The sequence below is a fragment of the Lactiplantibacillus dongliensis genome, assembly GCF_005405105.1.
Lineage (GTDB): Bacteria > Bacillota > Bacilli > Lactobacillales > Lactobacillaceae > Lactiplantibacillus > Lactiplantibacillus dongliensis.
The window spans coordinates 1-18,919 of sequence record NZ_BJDK01000036.1 but is presented as its reverse complement, the minus strand read 5'-3'; the positions used below and the strand labels follow the sequence as shown (position 1 = coordinate 18,919).

24 protein-coding genes are annotated in these 18,919 nt (G+C 44.4%); 23 read left to right on the top strand and 1 reads right to left on the bottom strand.

The window, feature by feature from the left end; all coding sequences use genetic code 11:
- Positions 1–408 precede the first annotated feature (408 nt).
- From FFM80_RS12095 to FFM80_RS12000, 20 genes are all read left to right on the top strand, one after another.
- Entirely contained in the window at positions 409–1,269 is an 861-nt protein-coding gene (locus tag FFM80_RS12095; RefSeq protein WP_137641031.1) for a sugar phosphate isomerase/epimerase family protein, read from the top strand.
- Between the two features lie 5 nt (positions 1,270–1,274).
- Positions 1,275–1,595, top strand: a complete 321-nt coding sequence (locus FFM80_RS12090) for a DsrE family protein (RefSeq protein ID WP_137641030.1) — start codon at positions 1,275–1,277, stop codon at positions 1,593–1,595.
- Positions 1,596–1,618: 23 nt separating this feature from the next.
- A complete protein-coding gene (locus tag FFM80_RS12085) occupies positions 1,619–2,053 on the top strand; it encodes a hypothetical protein (protein WP_137641029.1) in 435 nt (144 codons plus the stop codon).
- Positions 2,054–2,364: 311 nt separating this feature from the next.
- Positions 2,365–3,096: a YebC/PmpR family DNA-binding transcriptional regulator gene (locus FFM80_RS12080; protein WP_137636112.1), complete on the top strand. Its 732-nt coding sequence runs from the start codon at positions 2,365–2,367 to the stop codon at positions 3,094–3,096.
- 143 nt (positions 3,097–3,239) lie between these two features.
- Positions 3,240–4,160, top strand: coding sequence for a ribokinase (rbsK, locus tag FFM80_RS12075; protein WP_137641028.1), 921 nt, complete (start codon positions 3,240–3,242; stop codon positions 4,158–4,160).
- A gap of 117 nt (positions 4,161–4,277) precedes the next feature.
- Positions 4,278–5,258, top strand: coding sequence for a competence type IV pilus ATPase ComGA (gene comGA / locus FFM80_RS12070; RefSeq protein ID WP_137641027.1), 981 nt, complete (start codon positions 4,278–4,280; stop codon positions 5,256–5,258).
- Entirely contained in the window at positions 5,194–6,243 is a 1,050-nt protein-coding gene (locus FFM80_RS12065) for a type II secretion system F family protein (protein ID WP_223877359.1), read from the top strand. Before comGA ends, FFM80_RS12065 begins: the two co-directional genes overlap by 65 nt.
- Positions 6,240–6,596, top strand: coding sequence for a competence type IV pilus major pilin ComGC (gene comGC / locus FFM80_RS12060; protein WP_223877358.1), 357 nt, complete (start codon positions 6,240–6,242; stop codon positions 6,594–6,596). Before FFM80_RS12065 ends, comGC begins: the two co-directional genes overlap by 4 nt.
- Positions 6,597–6,615: 19 nt before the next feature.
- Entirely contained in the window at positions 6,616–7,071 is a 456-nt protein-coding gene (locus FFM80_RS12055) for a hypothetical protein (protein WP_171001108.1), read from the top strand.
- On the top strand, positions 7,055–7,276 hold the full coding sequence (locus FFM80_RS12050) for a hypothetical protein (RefSeq protein WP_137641025.1): 222 nt from the start codon (positions 7,055–7,057) through the stop codon (positions 7,274–7,276). Before FFM80_RS12055 ends, FFM80_RS12050 begins: the two co-directional genes overlap by 17 nt.
- Positions 7,266–7,676: a prepilin-type N-terminal cleavage/methylation domain-containing protein gene (locus FFM80_RS12045; RefSeq protein WP_137641024.1), complete on the top strand. Its 411-nt coding sequence runs from the start codon at positions 7,266–7,268 to the stop codon at positions 7,674–7,676. Before FFM80_RS12050 ends, FFM80_RS12045 begins: the two co-directional genes overlap by 11 nt.
- Positions 7,673–7,930: a hypothetical protein gene (locus FFM80_RS12040; RefSeq protein ID WP_137641023.1), complete on the top strand. Its 258-nt coding sequence runs from the start codon at positions 7,673–7,675 to the stop codon at positions 7,928–7,930. Before FFM80_RS12045 ends, FFM80_RS12040 begins: the two co-directional genes overlap by 4 nt.
- Before the next feature lie 56 nt (positions 7,931–7,986).
- Positions 7,987–8,997, top strand: coding sequence for a class I SAM-dependent methyltransferase (locus tag FFM80_RS12035; RefSeq protein ID WP_137641046.1), 1,011 nt, complete (start codon positions 7,987–7,989; stop codon positions 8,995–8,997).
- A gap of 13 nt (positions 8,998–9,010) precedes the next feature.
- A complete protein-coding gene (locus FFM80_RS12030; RefSeq protein ID WP_137641022.1) occupies positions 9,011–10,213 on the top strand; it encodes an acetate/propionate family kinase in 1,203 nt (400 codons plus the stop codon).
- 299 nt (positions 10,214–10,512) lie between these two features.
- Positions 10,513–11,895: an amino acid permease gene (locus FFM80_RS12025; protein WP_137641021.1), complete on the top strand. Its 1,383-nt coding sequence runs from the start codon at positions 10,513–10,515 to the stop codon at positions 11,893–11,895.
- A 131-nt stretch (positions 11,896–12,026) separates the two neighbouring features.
- A complete protein-coding gene (locus tag FFM80_RS12020; RefSeq protein WP_137641020.1) occupies positions 12,027–12,635 on the top strand; it encodes a metallophosphoesterase family protein in 609 nt (202 codons plus the stop codon).
- 67 nt (positions 12,636–12,702) lie between these two features.
- Positions 12,703–14,088, top strand: coding sequence for a bifunctional metallophosphatase/5'-nucleotidase (locus tag FFM80_RS12015; RefSeq protein WP_137641019.1), 1,386 nt, complete (start codon positions 12,703–12,705; stop codon positions 14,086–14,088).
- Positions 14,089–14,109: 21 nt separating this feature from the next.
- Positions 14,110–14,742, top strand: coding sequence for a YutD family protein (locus FFM80_RS12010; protein ID WP_137641018.1), 633 nt, complete (start codon positions 14,110–14,112; stop codon positions 14,740–14,742).
- A gap of 15 nt (positions 14,743–14,757) precedes the next feature.
- Positions 14,758–15,549: a TIGR01457 family HAD-type hydrolase gene (locus tag FFM80_RS12005; RefSeq protein WP_137641017.1), complete on the top strand. Its 792-nt coding sequence runs from the start codon at positions 14,758–14,760 to the stop codon at positions 15,547–15,549.
- A complete protein-coding gene (locus tag FFM80_RS12000; RefSeq protein ID WP_137641016.1) occupies positions 15,533–16,171 on the top strand; it encodes a TIGR01906 family membrane protein in 639 nt (212 codons plus the stop codon). Before FFM80_RS12005 ends, FFM80_RS12000 begins: the two co-directional genes overlap by 17 nt.
- A 46-nt stretch (positions 16,172–16,217) precedes the next feature.
- On the opposite strand, the gene FFM80_RS11995 is transcribed toward FFM80_RS12000, so the two are convergent.
- Complete coding sequence (locus tag FFM80_RS11995) at positions 16,218–16,871, bottom strand: VTT domain-containing protein (RefSeq protein WP_137641015.1); 654 nt, start codon at positions 16,869–16,871, stop codon at positions 16,218–16,220.
- 177 nt (positions 16,872–17,048) lie between these two features.
- Here FFM80_RS11995 and FFM80_RS11990 point away from each other — a divergent pair, with 177 nt between their 5' ends.
- The 3 genes from FFM80_RS11990 (at position 17,049) to FFM80_RS11980 (ending at position 18,553) form a co-directional block, all read left to right on the top strand.
- Positions 17,049–17,633 (top strand): peptidylprolyl isomerase, encoded by a 585-nt coding sequence (locus FFM80_RS11990; RefSeq protein ID WP_137641014.1) that lies wholly within the window; start codon positions 17,049–17,051, stop codon positions 17,631–17,633.
- Between the two features lie 138 nt (positions 17,634–17,771).
- A complete protein-coding gene (locus FFM80_RS11985; protein ID WP_137641013.1) occupies positions 17,772–18,173 on the top strand; it encodes a CvfD/Ygs/GSP13 family RNA-binding post-transcriptional regulator in 402 nt (133 codons plus the stop codon).
- The gene (locus FFM80_RS11980) at positions 18,173–18,553 is read left to right on the top strand and encodes a hypothetical protein (protein ID WP_137641012.1); all 381 of its coding nucleotides are present in this window, start codon (positions 18,173–18,175) and stop codon (positions 18,551–18,553) included. Before FFM80_RS11985 ends, FFM80_RS11980 begins: the two co-directional genes overlap by 1 nt.
- Positions 18,554–18,919 lie beyond the last annotated feature (366 nt).

Genomic DNA, 18,919 nt, shown 5'->3' with positions numbered 1-18,919 from the left:
GTTCTGGGCCTTTTTTGGTAGAGTGTGGAAGAACGACGAGTTGCCAGTGAGCATTGCCTAGCTAGTTGATTATGCGGTGGGCTTTCCGCATGGTCAACTGGCGTAGCAAGCGGAACTGGCAGTCGTTCTGGAACACGTTTCGGCTAGTAGAATAGAAAGTACCACCGGTGGGTTTCCGGTATGGTTGGCTAGCGTAGCTAAGCGGAGGAAGTTGCCCGAGCGAACACGTTTCGGCTAGAAAACTGGAATGCACAGTCGGTGGGCTTTCCGCATGGTCAACTGGTGTAGCAAGCGGAACTGGCAGTCGTTCTGGAACACGTTTCGGCTGAAAAATTAGAAGGTTCCTCAACCAGAAAAAATCAACATTTAATAGGAAGACAAAAAAAGACTCAAAGAAAGGATGATAAAATGCTAACGTTAGCAAAACGCCCGGGCTTAGTGCAGTTAGGCCTAAAAGCGTCCGCTGAACCGGTACAATTAATGAATCGCCTGCAGTATCGGCCAACGACTTTTGAATTTTATACCAGTGCCGCCGATTTTGAAGGTGATGGCCTAAAACATTTGGGCGATGCGATTAAATTTGTGATCGACAATGTGACTGAGGATGTCGTCGTGCATCATCCGATGAGCTATCACGGCGTGCATTTGGATCAATTATTAGATCCGCAACGGCAACCGGAAGCCTATCAATTTTTACAAGATTCGACCGCGAAACTATTGGACTTAGTAACGGAATATGACTGTCGGTTGCTGGTTCATGGTGGCTATGGTGGGGGCGAAAGTGCGGCGCTAGTCGCTGAATACCCATCGCTAGCAGAAGCTCGGAGCACCGTTTTCGCGCGGTTAGATGAGTTAGTCAAGCAGGGACAAGGACATGTGATGATTGAAAATGGAATTACGCCAAGCTTTATGTATGGTGATCCGCAGTTGGATGAACAGCTGATTCAACATCACTATCCGTTAGTCTGCGACTTGAGTCACGTATTTATTGGCTTGCATGGCGATATGGAATTGACGATGCTGGCGTTGAAGCGGCTGCGGCCATTGATTCAGCATTATCATCTGGTGGATTCACTTGGTCAGCGGCATGATAGTCTGCCATTAGGTGAAGGCTTGATTGACTGGCAGCGGGTGTTAAGTGTGATGAATCCCAAAGCCACTATGATTTATGAGGTGCCGGATGAATCAGATAGTACTTGTGCCAATATGTTAGCGAGTTATCATTACTTGCGTGGGTTGGAAACGAAATTGATTGAAAGTCGAGGGTAATGACGATGGCAAAAGTGGTGGTTCACGTTGATGATGTGGACAAAGTTGAGACGGCGTTTAGTAATGTTCATAATTTAATTACGACCTTGCCAACTAGTGAGATTGTGATCGTTGTTAATGGTGCGGCCGTGACAACGTTGGTAGATGTGATGTGGACTGAGTTTATGCAAGATAATCCACAAGTGGAAGTCGATGCTTGTCATAATGCGTTGGTAAGTCATCAAGTTGAAGTGGCTGATTTGGTTGCTGGTGTGCGTGTGGTGCCGGCAGGTGTTGTGCGGATTGTTGAGTTGGAAGAATTGGGGTTTCGGTATTTGAAGCCATAATATTGGAAGCGAGGAAATTTAAAATGCAAAAAGATGAAAGTTTGAAGAATGAAAACCAGGAAGAAAATCACGTTTGGAGTGGTTTTGAAGATATGGTTCCTGCGTTTGTGGCGATGTTTGGAGATATAGACAATAATCTAATAAATGAGTATTTAAAAATAACGAAAATAGGTTTAAAAAGTTATAATGAACGCGTGGAAAATGCAAAGAAAGTTATTGAACTTAACATTAAAATAACTGATACGCAGAAAAATATAGCACATAGTAATGCTTCAAAAGCCACGATTGCTAACACCTATTTTATGCATAGCTTGATGGTTTTGATTGATAATAAGACAATTTTTCCGGACGGATTAACAAAAGAAAATAAAGAGAAATATAAAGAATATATCAAAACAAATATCGAAAATTATATAAGCAACATGATACATTACGTGAATAATCCTGATAATCGTTGAGGCCAATTTAATATCTATAGCAAATAAATTTTTGATTGAAATTAATTGCTAAAACTACGCTTTTACTATCAAGTAATCAATTATCAAAGCGTTACATGCCGCTTGGGAGAAGAAGCGTTTGGCGGAAGCGGCCACCCAAGCTAACGACAATCAAAAACCAAGCAAGTAAGCCTAGTTTCATTTCAACGTAATCGCACTAAGAATTCCGCCTGTTCACGGTTCCAAACCTTGAATTTAGCCGGTTTATTTGTTAAACTACTAACCGTATGTTTAATCATAAATCGAATAAATAAAAGAAAAGAGGAGTCACAATGTCAGGACATTCAAAATGGCATAACATTCAAGGGCGTAAAAACGCTCAAGATGCTAAACGTGGGAAGATTTTCCAAAAAATCTCTCGTGAACTTTATATGGCTGTAAAAGCCGGGGGTCCTGATCCAGATTCTAACTCGAATTTGCGGTTGATCATGGATAAGGCCAAAGCTGCCAACATGCCTAAAGATAACATCAAACGGGCGGTTGATAAAGGTAGTGGCTCCGGTGCGGCGAACTACGAAGAAGTTGTCTACGAAGGCTACGGCCCTGGTGGTATTGCGGTGTTAGTTCACGCTTTGACGGATAACAAGAACCGGACCGCAGCTGCGGTTCGTTCAGCGTTCACCCATCATGGTGGGGCCTTAGCTGCAACCGGTGCGGTTAGTTACATGTTTGATCGGAAGGGTTACATCGTCATCGAACGTGCTGATCTTGACACGGATGAAGATACGATGTTAATGGATGTTTTAGATGCTGGTGGCGATGATTTACAATCTAGCGACGAAGCCTTTGAAATTTACACTGACCCTAAACAATTAGCAGAAGTTCGGGATGCGTTACAAGAAAAAGGGTATACTTTGGCAACTGCTGAATTAACCATGATTCCTGAAAACTTAACCGATGTTCCAGCTGATAAAGTTGAAAAGTTACAACACATGCTTGAAGAACTTGAAGATAACGACGACGTATCAGATGTCTACGAAGCCGCTAACTTCCCAGAAGACTAGCAAGCTGACATTAGCGACTAAGTCATTCCCAATTGGTGAGTGGCCTAGCCGCTTTTTGTTTACCCAAAATAGGTTCTAACTGGTGTATTGGCAAGCAGTTTGCTAAAATTAAGCTATTGAGGACTTGAAGGGACGAAAATTTCATGAATAAAGTAACCGTATTAGGTAGTTTAAATGTTGACACGATTTTGCGGTTTAAACGTTTTCCCAAAGCGGGCGAAACCTTGCCGCTAACTGGTAAAAGCATTGCTGGTGGGGGCAAAGGTGCCAACCAAGCCATTGCCGCGGCACGGGCGGGGGCTCAGACGACCTTTATTGGTAAAGTTGGTCACGATCAGGAAGGCGACTTTATGGTCAAACAGCTGACTGATAGTGGTGTTGACGACCAGTATGTTGCCCACAGTGATCAGGCGGCGACGGGGTCGGCGTTTATTTTGCTGGATAGTAGTAGTGAAAACCGAATCTTGATTGATGGTGGGACTAATCAGCAAGTGACCGCAGCAGATGTCGATGCTGCCCAACCGGCGATTGTGGCTAGCACCTTTTTAATTGCGCAGTTTGAAACCCCCTTAGCGGCGACTGAACATGGTTTTAAGTTAGCCAAAGCCGCGGGTACGGCGACTATCTTAAATCCGGCGCCGGCGACCACGGCGGTACCAGCGAGCTTGTTAGCTTTAACCGACCTAATCGCCCCCAATGAAACGGAGACTGAAACATTAACTGGGGTGCATATTACGGATGAGCGCTCGATGATTAAAGCGGCCACTAACTTGCAGCAGCAAGGTGTGGCGAATGTGATTATCACTGTCGGTAGTCACGGGGCATTTTGGATACGAGGGACGGAACATGGTTTTGTTCCCGCTTATAAAGTAAATGCTGTGGATACAACCGCGGCTGGCGATACCTTTATCGGTGCGTTGAGTTCGGTCTTACAGTCCGACTTCAGTAACTTGGCTACAGCGGTGCGGTTTGCCAACCGGGCTTCATCATTAGCCGTGCAACAATTAGGGGCGCAACCATCAATTCCGACGAAAGCTGAGATTCAAGCAGCGGAACGCGCTTAAGACGTAAATTTAAATAAAAACTGTGAACGAGTGAGTTAAATTAATTTTTAACTTGCTCGTTTTTTTTAATTGGAAAAAGGGGGTTTTACGGAGTTGGTAGTGAAAGGAGCGAGTTAAGTGTCAGTTGAAGTCCAGTTAAGTACCATCATTCAGGCCGCAGTCGATCAACAAGCTAGTGATATCTATTGGTTGCCGACTGCGGAAGCCTATCAAGTTTTAATTCAAGCTACTGGTCAATTGACAACGCTAATGACTTTGGAAGTCGACCGCGGCCAGCAGCTGATCAATCACATTAAGTATCGCAGCAATATGGCCATCAGTGACCATCGCCGCCCACAACTTGGTGCGATGACGATGACCGTTGCGCAGTCCGTCCTTAATATGCGCATTTCAACCGTGGGTGATTTTCTAGGTCGTGAGTCCTTAGTTTTAAGATTGCTCTATCCGGATGACCCGGTGAATCTACAGTATTTAGTTCCAAATCAACGGACTATTTTACAGCATCAATTGCAGCAAAGTGGGTTAATTATTTTTTCGGGACCAATGGGGTCAGGGAAGACCACGACCATGTATGATTTAGTGCGCGAATATGGTGGTCAAAAAGTGGTGATGACGATTGAAGATCCGGTCGAAATCTACGAGCCCCAATTTTTACAGTTACAAGTGAATCCGGCCGCCCAGATGACATATGCCGATTTGTTGAAGGTCGGTTTACGACATCACCCGGAAGTCTTTATTATTGGTGAAATTCGGGATGCAGAGACCGCGCAGATTGCGGTTCAAGCTGCTTTGAGCGGACATTTAGTGTTGAGCACTTTGCATGCGCGGGGTGTCTATGGGGTGTTACCACGGTTAGAACAATTAGGCGTTGATCGGGGTACCTTGTTACAGGCACTAGCAACGGTCACGTATCAGCGGTTGTTACCATTAACAGATGGGACGCAAGCGACGATATTTGATATCGTAACGGATTTGACTCAGTTGTCGATGGCCAAAACTGGTCAATTGATGACCGCGGAATGGAGGCGATTAATTGAAGCACACGTCACAAGCGGCCACCTCGACGCGACCGTGGCCCAACAGCTTACGGGGGACTAAACGTTTATCAGTTAAGGTGCAAGCCGGTCTATTCGAAACGTTAGCCGATCTGATTACAAATGGGTTTTCGTTGCGAGCCGCAATGGGCTTTGTTGTGGATGTCCAAGGACGACAGTATGCCGGCTTACGGGTGGCAATTACCCAGTTAGAATGTGGCGAGGATTTGGCCACTGCCCTACAGGATTATATCGCAGTGGATTTATACTACCAGTTATTAATCGCGGAGCAGCATGGTGAATTAGTGTCGACGCTTATTCAGGCCGGGCGGTTAATGCGAACGAAAGCTGCACAACAGCAACAGATTCGCCGATTACTGCAATACCCGTTAGTATTGTTGGCGTTATTAGTTGGGACTTTGGCCGTGGTTAAGACGGCAATTCTACCGAATTTTGATCAAGCACTCAACGCGCCAGCAAGCGCCTTGTCTTGGCAGCTAATTTTAGGTAGCTTAGCGAGCATTGGCGGGTTGACGGCACTATTAGTCATTGGTCAGCTCAAACGGCTCCCAGTCCGCGCTCGTTACCAGCAATTAGCTCGCTGGCCACTAGTCGGTTCATTAATTCGGACCTATTGCGGCTATTACTTGGCTTTGAATGCGGGAATGTTGTTGTCAGGGGGACTGGGATTGCGGGCGATTTGTGAAGTGAGTCGGCAATTTAAAAGTCAGTCGTTGTTGCAGCAACAAGGTACGGCAGTTGAAAAAGCCTTATTAGCTGGCCAATCGTTAACCACGATTATTCATGGTGATCGACTGTTGCCAGACGAATTGGCCGTATTGGTTGGTAAAGAAAGTCCACCAGAACAACTTAGTAAAGAATTGATTTATTTTGCAACGTTGCAATATGATCGGCTTGTCCGGGATTTGAACCGGCTCATTAGCTGGATTCAGCCATTAATGTTTATGGTGATTGCCGTTGTAATCGTTGGCACGTATTTAAACATCTTATTACCGATGTACAACTCAATGGGGGAATTAGGAAAATGATGACATTAAAAAAGGTTATGCGGAAGAGTGTGGCACCACAAAAAGGATTTACTTTAATCGAAATGGTGATCGTTCTAGCAATCATTGCATTGTTGATGTTGATTATTGTACCGAACTTGAATAATCAACGAGAAAAGGCGGGTGTACAGCAGCATGAGGCATTAGAAACGGTTGTCAAGAATCAAGCAGCAATGTACGCAAATGATCATAATGTTAAGGTTACTGATAAATCGGTTAATTATGAAAATTTGAAAAAGGATGATTATTTAACTGATAGACAAAAGAAACAAGCCGAAACGACAATTAAATTACCAAAGGATTCAGGAAATGAAATTACTGGGTCAAAGGGATAGTTGCAGGCTAGGTTTTACATTGTTAGAGACAACAATTGTGATGAGTCTGTTAGGGTCACTACTGCTTATCGGTATGTATCAGTTTCCATCACGTCAGCAGCAAGTTAATAATGAACAATTATTTTGGGAACGGTTGAATACGTTGTGGAAGCAGAATATCTATATGGCAAGTTCGCAGCAGAAGGCCCGTTCGGTTATCTTTTATACAACTGATAATCAGCCACAGCAAATTGAGTTTCATCGTTTTAATCCACAGAAACCATCTGAGGCAATTAAAACGCCAGTTAAATTGCCGCCAACATTAAAATTTGTCCAACGGCCTAAAATTGATGGCAAATATTTAAATCGGATTTATATTAGTAAAACTGGGCATCCGTCGTTAACCACTTTTAAAATTTACTCGGAGTTGACTAAGAAAACGGTCAAAATAACGACGCAAATGGGATGGGGAGCTTACCATGTTACGATTGAGTAAACGGCATTCAGGTTTTATCATGGCTGAAATCGTGGTGGCATTAACAATTTTGACCAGCTCGATTGTTTTGTGGGGTGGTACTGAATATATGATGCAACAGCGTGAACAGGCGTCTTTGCTTAAGATTCAAATGGCCAGAGAACATTATGAAAGTATTCAGTTAAAGGGAGATACGGTAAAAGTGGTCATGCAGGATGGAAAATAAAACACTAGGATTTACGATGATTGAAGTCGTTGTTTCGCTGAGCATTTTACTCATCATAGGTGGCGTAATCTTTCAAGGTGAACACAGTATTAGGAATAATTCTAAACAAGCTGCTCCAGAAGTGGAATGGTACTTGATGTTGCATGAATTAGAAAATCCAGCACATGGATTTTCGTTTAAAAGTAGCGACCAAATGTTTTACTCGCCAAGAATGAAGGCATTTAATCTAGTATTGGATAAGAATGATCTACGACTGAAGAGCAATTCACGCGGTTTCATCGTCTTAATGCCAAATGTCAAATCGTTTAAATTAGATGATGATCTGCATCTATCCGTCACCACCCTAAAAGGCCAAACTTTCAAGTCCCGACTTCTACTTCCAAAGGTGGCTGAAAAATGAAGCATCGCGGTACGGTTTTATTATCAGTCTTAAGTTTTGTCTTAATCTTTAGTGCGTTTGAGACTTATCGTTATCTCAACTACGTGCAACGTCAACAAGTCTATCAAGCATTGATCAATGACTATCGTCACCCAACTAAGTTAACTGTGCAAAAGCACACAAAGTCAGTGCAATCGACGCGGTCAAAAGCTAGAACAACATCTACGCAAAAAGAGAACGCTTCCGCACGTCACCGGGGCTCCAGCTTGAATTAGCGGCTGAAAATCGGTAAGATAAGTGCGTATCAAGTATTTTCGAAGAGGTGAGAATTCTGGCACAATCAGAAACTGAGGCTTTATATAAAGTCTTAGATCAATCAGTGACAATTTTAATGCAACAACTATCAGTTTCCTACGTCGATGCGTTGATCGAAACTGGTGATAACTTATTGGGGCAGACGGTGCAGGTCGAAGCCGGCCAACCGGATGCTGAACATGTGGCTGAACTAACGAAATTGTATGCATCGGTTCAATTGAGCCAATTAGATGCAGAAACGATTCGTCGAGCCATTCAATTAGCACTTTTAAAAGCGATTCATAGTGATCGCGTGGATCCTAATCATCAGATGACGCCAGATTCAATCGGGTTATTGACAGCTTACTTAATTGCGAAGTTAGTTGGTCCCAACGACAAATTATCTATTTTAGATATTGCGGTTGGTACCGGGAACCTGTTAACGACGGTCATGAATCAGCTACAACCAACTCGAAAAGCCACGATCCAAGGCTACGGGGTTGATAACGATGATAACCAATTGGCCATTGCGGCTATGAGTATGGATTTGCAACAATCAAAAGTGGAACTATTCCATCAGGATGGTATTGATCCATTAGTGATGCCGAAGACTGAAATTGCGATTGGTGATTTACCCGTGGGCTATTATCCATTAGACGAACGGGTACAAGACTTTAAGACCAAAGCAACCAATGGTCATTCTTACGTGCACCATTTGATGATGGAACGTGCGATGTCGCAATTGCAACCTGGTGGTTGGGGGGTCTTCTTAGTTCCAACGAACATTTTCCAGTCACAAGAAGCACAAGGTCTCCTTAAATGGATGAGTTCGGCGGCCTATTTACAAGGTTTATTAAATTTGCCAACAAATCTGTTCTTAGACGAAAAGTCGCGTAAGTCGGTAGTCGTCTTACAAAAACGGGGAGCCAAAGCCAAACAGGCCGGCAAAGTCTTATTAGGTGAGTTCCCATCATTTGAAGATACCCGCGCGTTTGAAGCCTTTACTGCCCAGATTGACGACTGGGTTGGTCAAAATATTAGTCGTTAAGGAGTGAGTCGATTTGGGGAAGACGATTGCGATTAATGCGGGTAGTTCCACGTTAAAGTTTAAGTTGTTTGAAATGCCGCAGGAACAAGTAATTGCCAGTGGTGCAGTTGAACGCATCGGATTTGATGAGTCACCGGTGCATATTCGGTATGGTTTGGATCACAAGTATCAAGAACGCGAAGTCGTGCCGGATCATCAAACGGCGGTGAACATTATTCTTGATGAGCTAATCAAGCTGCATATTATTGCAACTTATGATGAAATCACGGGAGTTGGTCATCGAGTGGTTGCTGGTGGTGAAGTCTTTAAAGATTCCGTATTGATTACGGATGCCGTCTTGCAAAAGATTGAAGACTTAGCTGAATATGCGCCCTTACACAATCCGGCAAATGCAGTTGGCATTCGGGCCTTTAAAAAGATTCTCCCACATGTGCCGGCGGTTGCAGTGTTTGACACGTCCTTTCATACGAGTATGCCGAAAGTGAACTATCTGTATTCGTTACCGTATGAATATTATCAAAAGTTTGGGGCGCGAAAGTTTGGGGCTCATGGGACCAGCCATCGCTATGTTGCAAGCCGAGCAGCTAAGTTATTAGGCCGGCCGTTAGCCGATTTAAAGCTGATTACAGTGCATTTAGGCGCTGGGAGTTCGATTACGGCTATTCAAAATGGTCAAAGTTTGGATACATCAATGGGCTTTACCCCTTTAGCTGGGATTACGATGGCGACGCGTTCGGGAGATGTTGACCCGTCGTTAGTAGCTTATCTCATGCAAAAGCTGAATATTACGGATCCCGATGCCATGTTGAAGATCCTAAACACGAAGTCGGGGTTACTCGGGATTGCGGGTTCTGCGGACATGGAAGAGTTAGAAGCGCGGTGTGACCAAGATCCACAAGCCCAGCTAGCAATCGATATTTTTGTCAATCGGATTGTTAAGTATATTGGGGCTTATATTGCTGAAATGCAAGGGGTCGATGCGATTGTCATTACCGCCGGGATTGGTGAACGGGATGCCAAGATGCGGCAACGGATTGCGGATCATCTAGGTTACTTTGGGGTCAAGCTTGATCCTCATAAGAACCAAGTCAGCGGGGTCGAACGGGACTTGAGTGCCGCCGATGCGACTACTCGGATTGTCCTGATTCCGACTGATGAAGAGTTAATGATTGCGCGTGATGTTGAACGAATTGGCCATCCAGATCAGTCTAAATAGTTCAAATAAAACGTATTTAGCAGGCAACTGTTAGATGCGTTTTTTGTAACCACCTGAAAGTTATTCATCTTAATGTGCTTTAGTTTCACATTACTCATGTTAATTGGTTAGTTAATTGACATTTTAGCCGTTTGGGGTTAACTCCTACTAGTTAGCTATTGACAGCGCTTGCGGCAGTTGACGTTCAACCAGTTCAATACGCATTGGCCTATACCAAAATGGTTAAAAGTCTAATGTGTCCCCTTTTGAATGCCGTTAAAAGCACCGGTATAATAAGGTCAAGGGGAGTGTGCTTAACTATGAAAGAAAGTCAGCAGCCGCAAGATGAACAATTGTCACGTGGCTTAAAAAGTCGGCATGTGCAATTAATTGCGATTGGCGGCACGATTGGGACCGGTCTGTTTTTAGGGGCTGGACAGTCGATCCACTTGGCCGGGCCATCCATTCTGATTGCCTATTTAGTGACCGGCTTGATGTGTTTCCTATTGATGCGAGCGTTAGGTGAGTTGTTGTTGTCTGATCTTAATACCCATTCATATATTGATTTTATTCGTCAGTATTTGGGTGAAAAGACGGGTTTTGTTGCCGGGTGGACCTATTGGGTCTGCTGGGTGACGATTGCGATGGCTGAAATCACCGCCGCTGGTGAGTATATGCAGTTTTGGTTCCCAAAGCTACCACAATGGGTGCCCGGAGTCATTATCTTACTGTTGTTATTAGCATTAAATTCGGTCAACGTCTCAGCTTTTGGGGAAACTGAGTTTTGGTTCGCCATTATCAAGATTGCGGCGATTGTTGCCTTGATTGTGGTCGGGATTGCAATGGTCGTATTCAGCGTGAAGACCCCGGTCGGCCATGCCAGTTTAGGTAATTTAGTGAATTATGGTGGTTTTATGCCGCATGGAATTAAAGGGTTAGTCTTATCTTTCCAGATGGTCCTGTTTAGTTTTATCGGGATTGAAATGGTTGGGATGACAGCTTCTGAAACCGAAGATCCTAAAAAAGTAATTCCTAAAGCGATTGACAACATTCCATTACGAATTATTTTGTTTTATGTTGGGTCGTTGTTCTTCTTAATGTGTATGTATCCATGGCGTTATTTTTCGGCGGCACATAGTCCCTTTGTACAGGTCTTTACCAACTTAGGGGTGACCGCCGCAGCCGCCATTATCAACTTTGTCGTCTTAACCGCGGCAGCATCGTCATGTAACAGCGCCTTGTTCAGTACCGGGCGGATGTTATTCTCATTGACTTACGGCAAAAAAGGTAAGTTTGCCCATTCAATGGGGCAACTGTCGAGCAGTCAAGTGCCACGCAATGCGTTGCGTTTTTCAACGTTAGTGATTGGGATTGCGGTGTTACTGAACTTAGTCATGCCTGGCAAGGTCTTTTCACTGATTGCCAGTGTGTCGACGACTTGCTTCATCTTTATCTGGGGTGCGATTGTTTTAGCGCATCTCGCGTATCGCAAACAAGCCGGTAAAACCGATAAGAAGCAATTTCGGATGCCGTTCTTCCCAATTTCAGATTATCTGATTTTGATTTTCCTCGGCTTCATTGCAGTCGTCCTCTGCTTAAAGTCTGAGACCTTGATTGCCTTGATTGCGGCTGCCATTTGGATTATTGTGCTTTATAGTATTAAAGTCGTTGATGATCGGATGCATCGGTCAACACTTAAATAAGTCTTAACAGTCGGTTTGCCAGTTGGCGATCGGCTTTTTTATTTGAGCAAGCTGAACCGCAGCAGTGCCTTTTAGGGGGCTAAGCGGTACAATTAAAGTTGATTTGAATTTAGTTTAAAATGAGGGACATTATGCAATATTTTACTTCAGATACACATTTTTATCATAAAGATTTATTGGGGATGAACGACTTTGCGCCGCGGCCGTTCCCGGACGTTGAAACGATGAATCAAACGATTATTGATCATTGGAATGCGCGCGTGACCGATCACGACACCGTCTATCACCTGGGTGACGTGGCCTTATACTTTACACATCCGGCGCAATTATCTAATCAACAGGTTTGTGCAATTTTATGCCAATTACATGGTAAAATTGTGTTTATTAAGGGCAATCATGATTCACGGGCCTTTTTCAAATATTTAGCGGCCCATGATCCGCAATTGAATGGCCACCCGAAGTTTGAGTTCCACGATGTTGGGGTGTTGATCAAGTACGATCATCGTCAGTATTATATGACGCATTACCCGATGATGATGGGGATCGTCAAGCAGATCATTAATTTGCATGGCCATATCCATCATTATGCGGTGAATATCAAGGAAAATTTGAATGTCGGTGTTGATACGCCAGAGACAGCTTACTTAGATCATCCCGTGCCATTTGGGGCGCCGTTTTCGTTGGCAGAGATTGAGCAGATGGTTCAAGGTAAGGCGGACGATTTCGCTAAGCGGCAGTAGGGGTGTGCTTGACCGGTTTCGTGGAATGCTTTAGGATTAACGAAGATAATTATTGAGGGGCGACGGCATGAGTGAACGTGTGACAATTTTGCATACTAATGATTTACATTCCCATTTTGAACGGTGGCCGCGAATTCGTCGGTATTTATTGGCGCAGCGAGCGAACCAGCAAGCTGCTGGCGCGACAGTATTAACGTTGGATTTGGGCGATGCGGTTGATCGTGCGCACCCGTTGTCCGAAGCCACCCGGGGCCAAGCCAACGTCCAATTACTGAACCAGATCGGCTACGATGCCGTGACGGTCGGCAATAATGAAGGCTTAGGCTTAACTAAAACGGAGCTCAATCAGTTGTATCAGCACGCGAACTTTGATGTTGTTTTGGACAATCTAACGGACGTTAAGACGGGGGCGCAGCCTGACTGGGCCTTGCCAGCCAAAACGGTGACGACACCAGCAGGCACCCGGATTCTATTGTTGGCCTTTACTGCGCCGTTTACGTTGACCTATCCGTTAGCAGGCTGGACTCCAACTAGTGTTAAAGAGCGGTTACCGCAACTGTTGCAGCACTATAAAGGACAATATGATGTGTTGATTGTGATGTCACATTTGGGGATTAATGTGGATCGTTGGTTAGCGAAACACTACCCCGTGATTGATGTCATTATTGGCAGTCATACCCATCACTTATTAGTGAATGGGGAAAATGACCATGGCGTCTTAGTGGCAGCAGCGGGGAAGTTTGGGGAACATGTTGGTCAAATCAATTTGACGATTGGCGACCAACATCATGTGACCACGGCTCAAGCCCAAACAGTGACGACCGATACGTTGCCTGAAGAAACAACGGATGCAGCGGAGATTCAGCGTTGGCAAGCGGAAGGCGAACAACTATTGGCTCAGCAAGTCGTCGCGCGGGTGCCCAAGCAACTGACGCCGCATTGGCACCATCGTAGTGAATTGACTGCGTTAGGACTCCGGGCGATTACCGACTATGCGGGGACGGAACTTGGCATGTTGAATGGTGGCCTGTTCATGCGGGACTTACCAAAGGGTCCGGTTAATTTGAATGATTTGCATACGATGTTACCACACGCGATGCACGTCATTCGAGTGACTCTAAGTGGGCAAGACTTGTGGCGCTTAGTCTATGAGATGGAGCTAGCGCGGCCGTTTTTGAATAAGTTCCAGTTACACGGGATGGGCTTTCGCGGCCAGGTCTTTGGCTATATCCAATATCAAGGGCTAGTCTGGGACGCAACTGATAAAACGTTGACGGTTTTAGGTCAACCAGTTGATGAGCAGGCCACGTATCAGATCGCTTTATTGGATCATCATTTATTTATTCCGTTCTTCCCAACCTTAACGATTGGTGGTCAGACGGATATTCTATTTAGTGCATTTTTAAGAACGGTCGTGGGGGATTACCTCGCTAAAAAATGGCCGTTATCATAAACAAAGAAAGGTGGTGTCGGTTTGAACCGCGATCATATTAACGAACTTGCTGAACAGCAAGCAGAACGCCGACAAAATCTCTATCACGGTTTGCGGACCGACCGTACCCATATCGAAGTGAACAAACACCCATTTGAAATCGTGTTTGAGTACCGGGATGGGTTTGATTTGGACAAATTTGTTGAACGGTTTAGTCCCGTTTTAAACAAATACGATTATATTGTGGGCGACTGGGGATTTGAACAGTTACGGTTAAAGGGCTTCTTTAAAGATGAGACCAAGGATGTTCAGCGGTCTCAGACCATTGGCAGTGTGCAAGACTATCTCTATGAATACTGTAACTTTGGCTGTGCCTACTTTATTTTAAAGAATGAACGGGTGATTAAGCCGAAACGAACGAGTCATCCACGTAAAGATGAGCATCGCACAAATAAACGCGACAATCAGACGTCGCGTGGCCGTAGCAATCGAAGTAGCAGTCGCAGCAAACAACGGCGTAGAGGGAACCATAAGTCCTTTACAACGAAGCAAAAGGCCGCACCGTTTACTGAAAAGCAGCGGCGTCCAGCTAAGGTTAAAGCTAATAGCGGTAACCAGGCGAAGACGACGAAGCAAACGAGCGGGAAGCGGCATTTTACAATTCGACAGAAGTAGAGAGGATTTTTTAGTTTGAGTAAGTATAAGGGATATTTAATTGATTTAGATGGGACGGTCTACCGTGGTCGTGAACGAATTCCGGCTGCCAAGCGGTTTATCGAACGGCTGCAAGCAACCCAGACGGACTTCTTGTTAGTCACGAATAACACGACGAAGTCTCCAGAAGATGTGGCGGCTAATTTGGCTGACAACCATGATATCCATGTCAGCCCGGATAACGTCTATACGGCCGCACTAGCAACGGCTGATTATGTGACGGAATTAGCTGGTGACGGTGACAAATCCATGTATGTCATTGGCGAATTGGGCCTAAAAGGGGCGATGTTAGCGAAGGGGTTCCACTTTAATGAAAAGGACCCGCGTTTTGTCATCGTCGGTTTAGACTATGATGCGACTTACCATAAGTTTGAGTTAGCAACGTTAGCGATTAAACGCGGTGCTAAATTCATCGGGACTAACGCTGACACTAATCTGCCCAATGAACGCGGCTTAGTGCCAGGGGCCGGTTCGGTAATTGCAATGGTCGAACGGGCGACCCAACAACGAGCGACCTATGTCGGTAAGCCAGAAACAATTATTATGCAAAAGGCGATCGAACGCATTGGGCTCGATAAGCGTGATTGCGTGATGGTCGGCGACAACTATATGACGGACATTTCGGCGGCCATCAACTTTGAGATGGATTCGTTGCTCGTTTATACCGGGGTGTCGACGCCAGAACTAGTGGCACAGCAGCAAATCAAACCAACTAATGAGATCAACTCATTAGATGACTGGGACTTGGAAAATGGCGTGGATAAATAAATGTCGTGACTGGCTGTTATGGCTAGGCCTATATCTATGGGTATTGAGCGGCACCATCATATTAACGATTAATGCAACCTGGCTGTATTGGCTGAATGCGCAGTTCCAACATTTAGGGGCCATTGTCAATTTGTCGACTGGTCGGTTGATGACCAATTACTTTCAGTTGTTGGCCTATTTGAACTTTCCGTGGGTGCGGTCACTCAAAATGCGTGATTTTACGGATTCGACGAGTGCGTTGATTCATTTTGCAGACGTCAAGAACCTCTTTATGTTAGATATTGTGGTTTTTATCATCACTAGTGTGACCACCTATCTCTTTTTTCAGCAGCTTAAACGGCGCCAGCAACTTTGGCGCTTTGTGTTGCCGATGCAGACGGCGCTATGGGTACCACCCATTGTCGCAGCGATTATGGCGGTCAATTTTGATCAATTTTTCGTCTTCTTTCATCGCGTGTTGTTCCGTAACGCGGACTGGTTGTTTGATCCGTTATACGATCGCATCATCCTCGTGTTACCAGATACGTTTTTTATGCAGTGCTTTGTGTTAGCGATTGTGATTATGGAGTGGACATTTGCCTATTATCTATCAATTGGAAAACGAGCACTACAAGCTTTATAGTCAAAAAAAGACCACTGACAACTTGTCGGTGGTCTTTTTTTGAGGGCTAGTCTTCTTCAGGTGTATGACTGAAGCGGGCTTTTAGAGCGGAAACAATGGCTGGAATTAAGGAAATCACGATAATGCCAATGACGACTAATGAGAAGTGGGCTTTGACGAACGGAATGTTCCCGAAGAAGTAACCGCCCCCGCAACACAAAACGACCCAGAGCACACAGCCGATGACGTTATAGCGAATGAATTGGCGATATTGCATTCGACTGCTGGCAGCTACAAAAGGCACGAAAGTCCGGATGATTGGCATAAAACGGGCAATCGTGACGGTGATGCCACCGTGTTTGTCGAAGAACTTTTCAGATTTAGCCAGTTGTTTTTGATTAATCAGCTTCCCAAACCACGAAGTCCGCGTGAGCGCTTCGCCCAGCGAATGACCGATTAGGAAGTTTAGCGAATCACCAGCCAAGGCGGCGATTAAGAATAAGCCGACAAATGACCAAATGTGTAAGCCATAGGTGGGGTTGGCAGCTAGAGCACAGGCTGCAAATAATAAGGAATCCCCTGGCAGAAAGGGCAAGATCACCGCGCCAGTTTCAATGAAGATAATGGCAAAGAGGATTAAGTAAGTCCAGATGCCGAAGCTGTTAACGATGGTGACCAGATGTTGATCAATGTGTAGTACGAAATCAACTAGAAAACTCATGGTTACCTCCAAATAATGTTTAACTTTTTTATCTGATACAGCATACCAGATAATGCCTCGGAATACTATGACCCGTGATGAATCGCAACCGAATTATTAGGATTAAGAGAGTTTTACTAGTAATTCCCCGGATTCTCTTGTATTATCGAGATATTCTATGAAGAAAAAGGTGATCTTGTGGCATACCCACAATTAGATTTGTCCCAAGTCAAGGGACCCAAAGCAACGATTAAAACTAACTACGGTGACATTCAGGTACAATTGTTTCCAGAACAAGCCCCTAAGAGTGTTGAAAACTTTGTCGGTTTAGCGAAAAAAGGGTACTACGATGGCATTATCTTCCATCGTATTATTCCAGATTTCATGATTCAAGGCGGTGATCCTACTGGGACTGGCGCTGGTGGTGAAAGTCTATGGGGAAATCAGTTTGAAGATGAATTCTCGCCAGAAGTCTTTAACATTCGCGGAGCCTTGTCAATGGCCAATGCTGGTCCAAACACTAATGGCAGTCAATTCTTTATCGTCCAAAACCATCATCTACAAGATGGCATGGCGGACCAGATGACGCAAGCTGGTTATCCAGAAGAGATTGTGACGGCTTACGGTCAAGGTGGAACACCTTGGTTAGACTTCCGGCATACTGTTTTTGGTGCCGTTAGCGATGGGATGGATATTGTGGATACGATTGCGACCGTGAAGACGGGGATGCAAGATAAGCCAGTTAAAGATGTGGTCATCGAAACCATTACGATCACAGACTAAAGTTCAATCTAAGGGGCAACTGCTTAAAGGTAGTTGCTTTTTTAGTACCATCGTTGTGAATTCAACGGTTTTCAGGTTATAATATTTAGGATTGCAGTTTAGTATAGAAATAAAAAATATTAAGTGAGGCGTTTATGTATGAGTGATTATCGAATTGGCATGCGGGTACATGGTCGCGTAACGGGTATTCAACCTTATGGGGCGTTTGTGACCTTAGATGCTGAGCATCAAGGCTTGATTCATATTTCAGAATGCCACGAGGGCTATGTTAAAAGTATTACCGATTATCTGAAGGTTGGTCAGGCGGTCGATGTGGTCGTTTTAGATATTGATGAGTATACCGGTAAGATCAGTTTGTCACTGCGCTGTGTTGAACATCAGCCTCAACCGACGAATAGCGATTTGGAAATCTATAAGACTTTCCGGCACAAGCACTTTTGGACCAATCGACATGTCCATGCTGGTTTCGATCCGATCGCTGCTCACTTGGACGGTTGGATTGAAGATTCACTGAATCACTTAAAGGAAGGCGCCCATTAATGAAGAAACAAGTTGCAAGTACGATTATGAGTGTTGATACAACTGGCACTAGCTTCTTAGTTCAACGGCAAGATTCACACTATTCGTTTTATAATTTTCCAGTAGTTGCTGGTCAAACACCTTTAGGCTCAGTTTTAAGTAAGCTACGTGCGGATGTCGGGCTAGATGTTGACCAATTGCGTTTGTTTGATTCGGTCATTGCTGAACTCGGTGATGAGAAGGTGGTCCTGTTTGTCTTTAATAATTTGACGATTAATGATCATGTTCGGGCTTTATTTGCAAAACAAGGTTTGCAGTTTGTTGCTGGAAGCCAGTTACATCAGTTGTTTGAGAGTGTTCATGTGAATACGCAGCCCTTATTTGAACAATTATCAAAATAATTTTAAATAAAAGCTTGACCTGCATAGTAATTCTTGATAAGATATTACTTGTCGCTGCGAGAGAGCTACGAAATAGCTAAACCACACGGCATAGGCAATGTTTGAATGATAAATGCAGATTGTATAAATATTCAATTTCTTTCAAAAAGTTGTTGACAGTTATTAATCAGTTTGTTATTCTTGTAAACGTTGCGTTGAGGCAATCAACGCGTTGCTTGATTAAGTTGATTTAAAAAAGTTGTTGACACTTATGAGTCACAATGTTAAACTGATTAAGTTGCGTTGAGGTAATCAACGAACGAACTTAGACCTTTGAAAACTGAACAAAGTTTCGACGAATCAAATGTGTAGGGTCTATCAATTCTT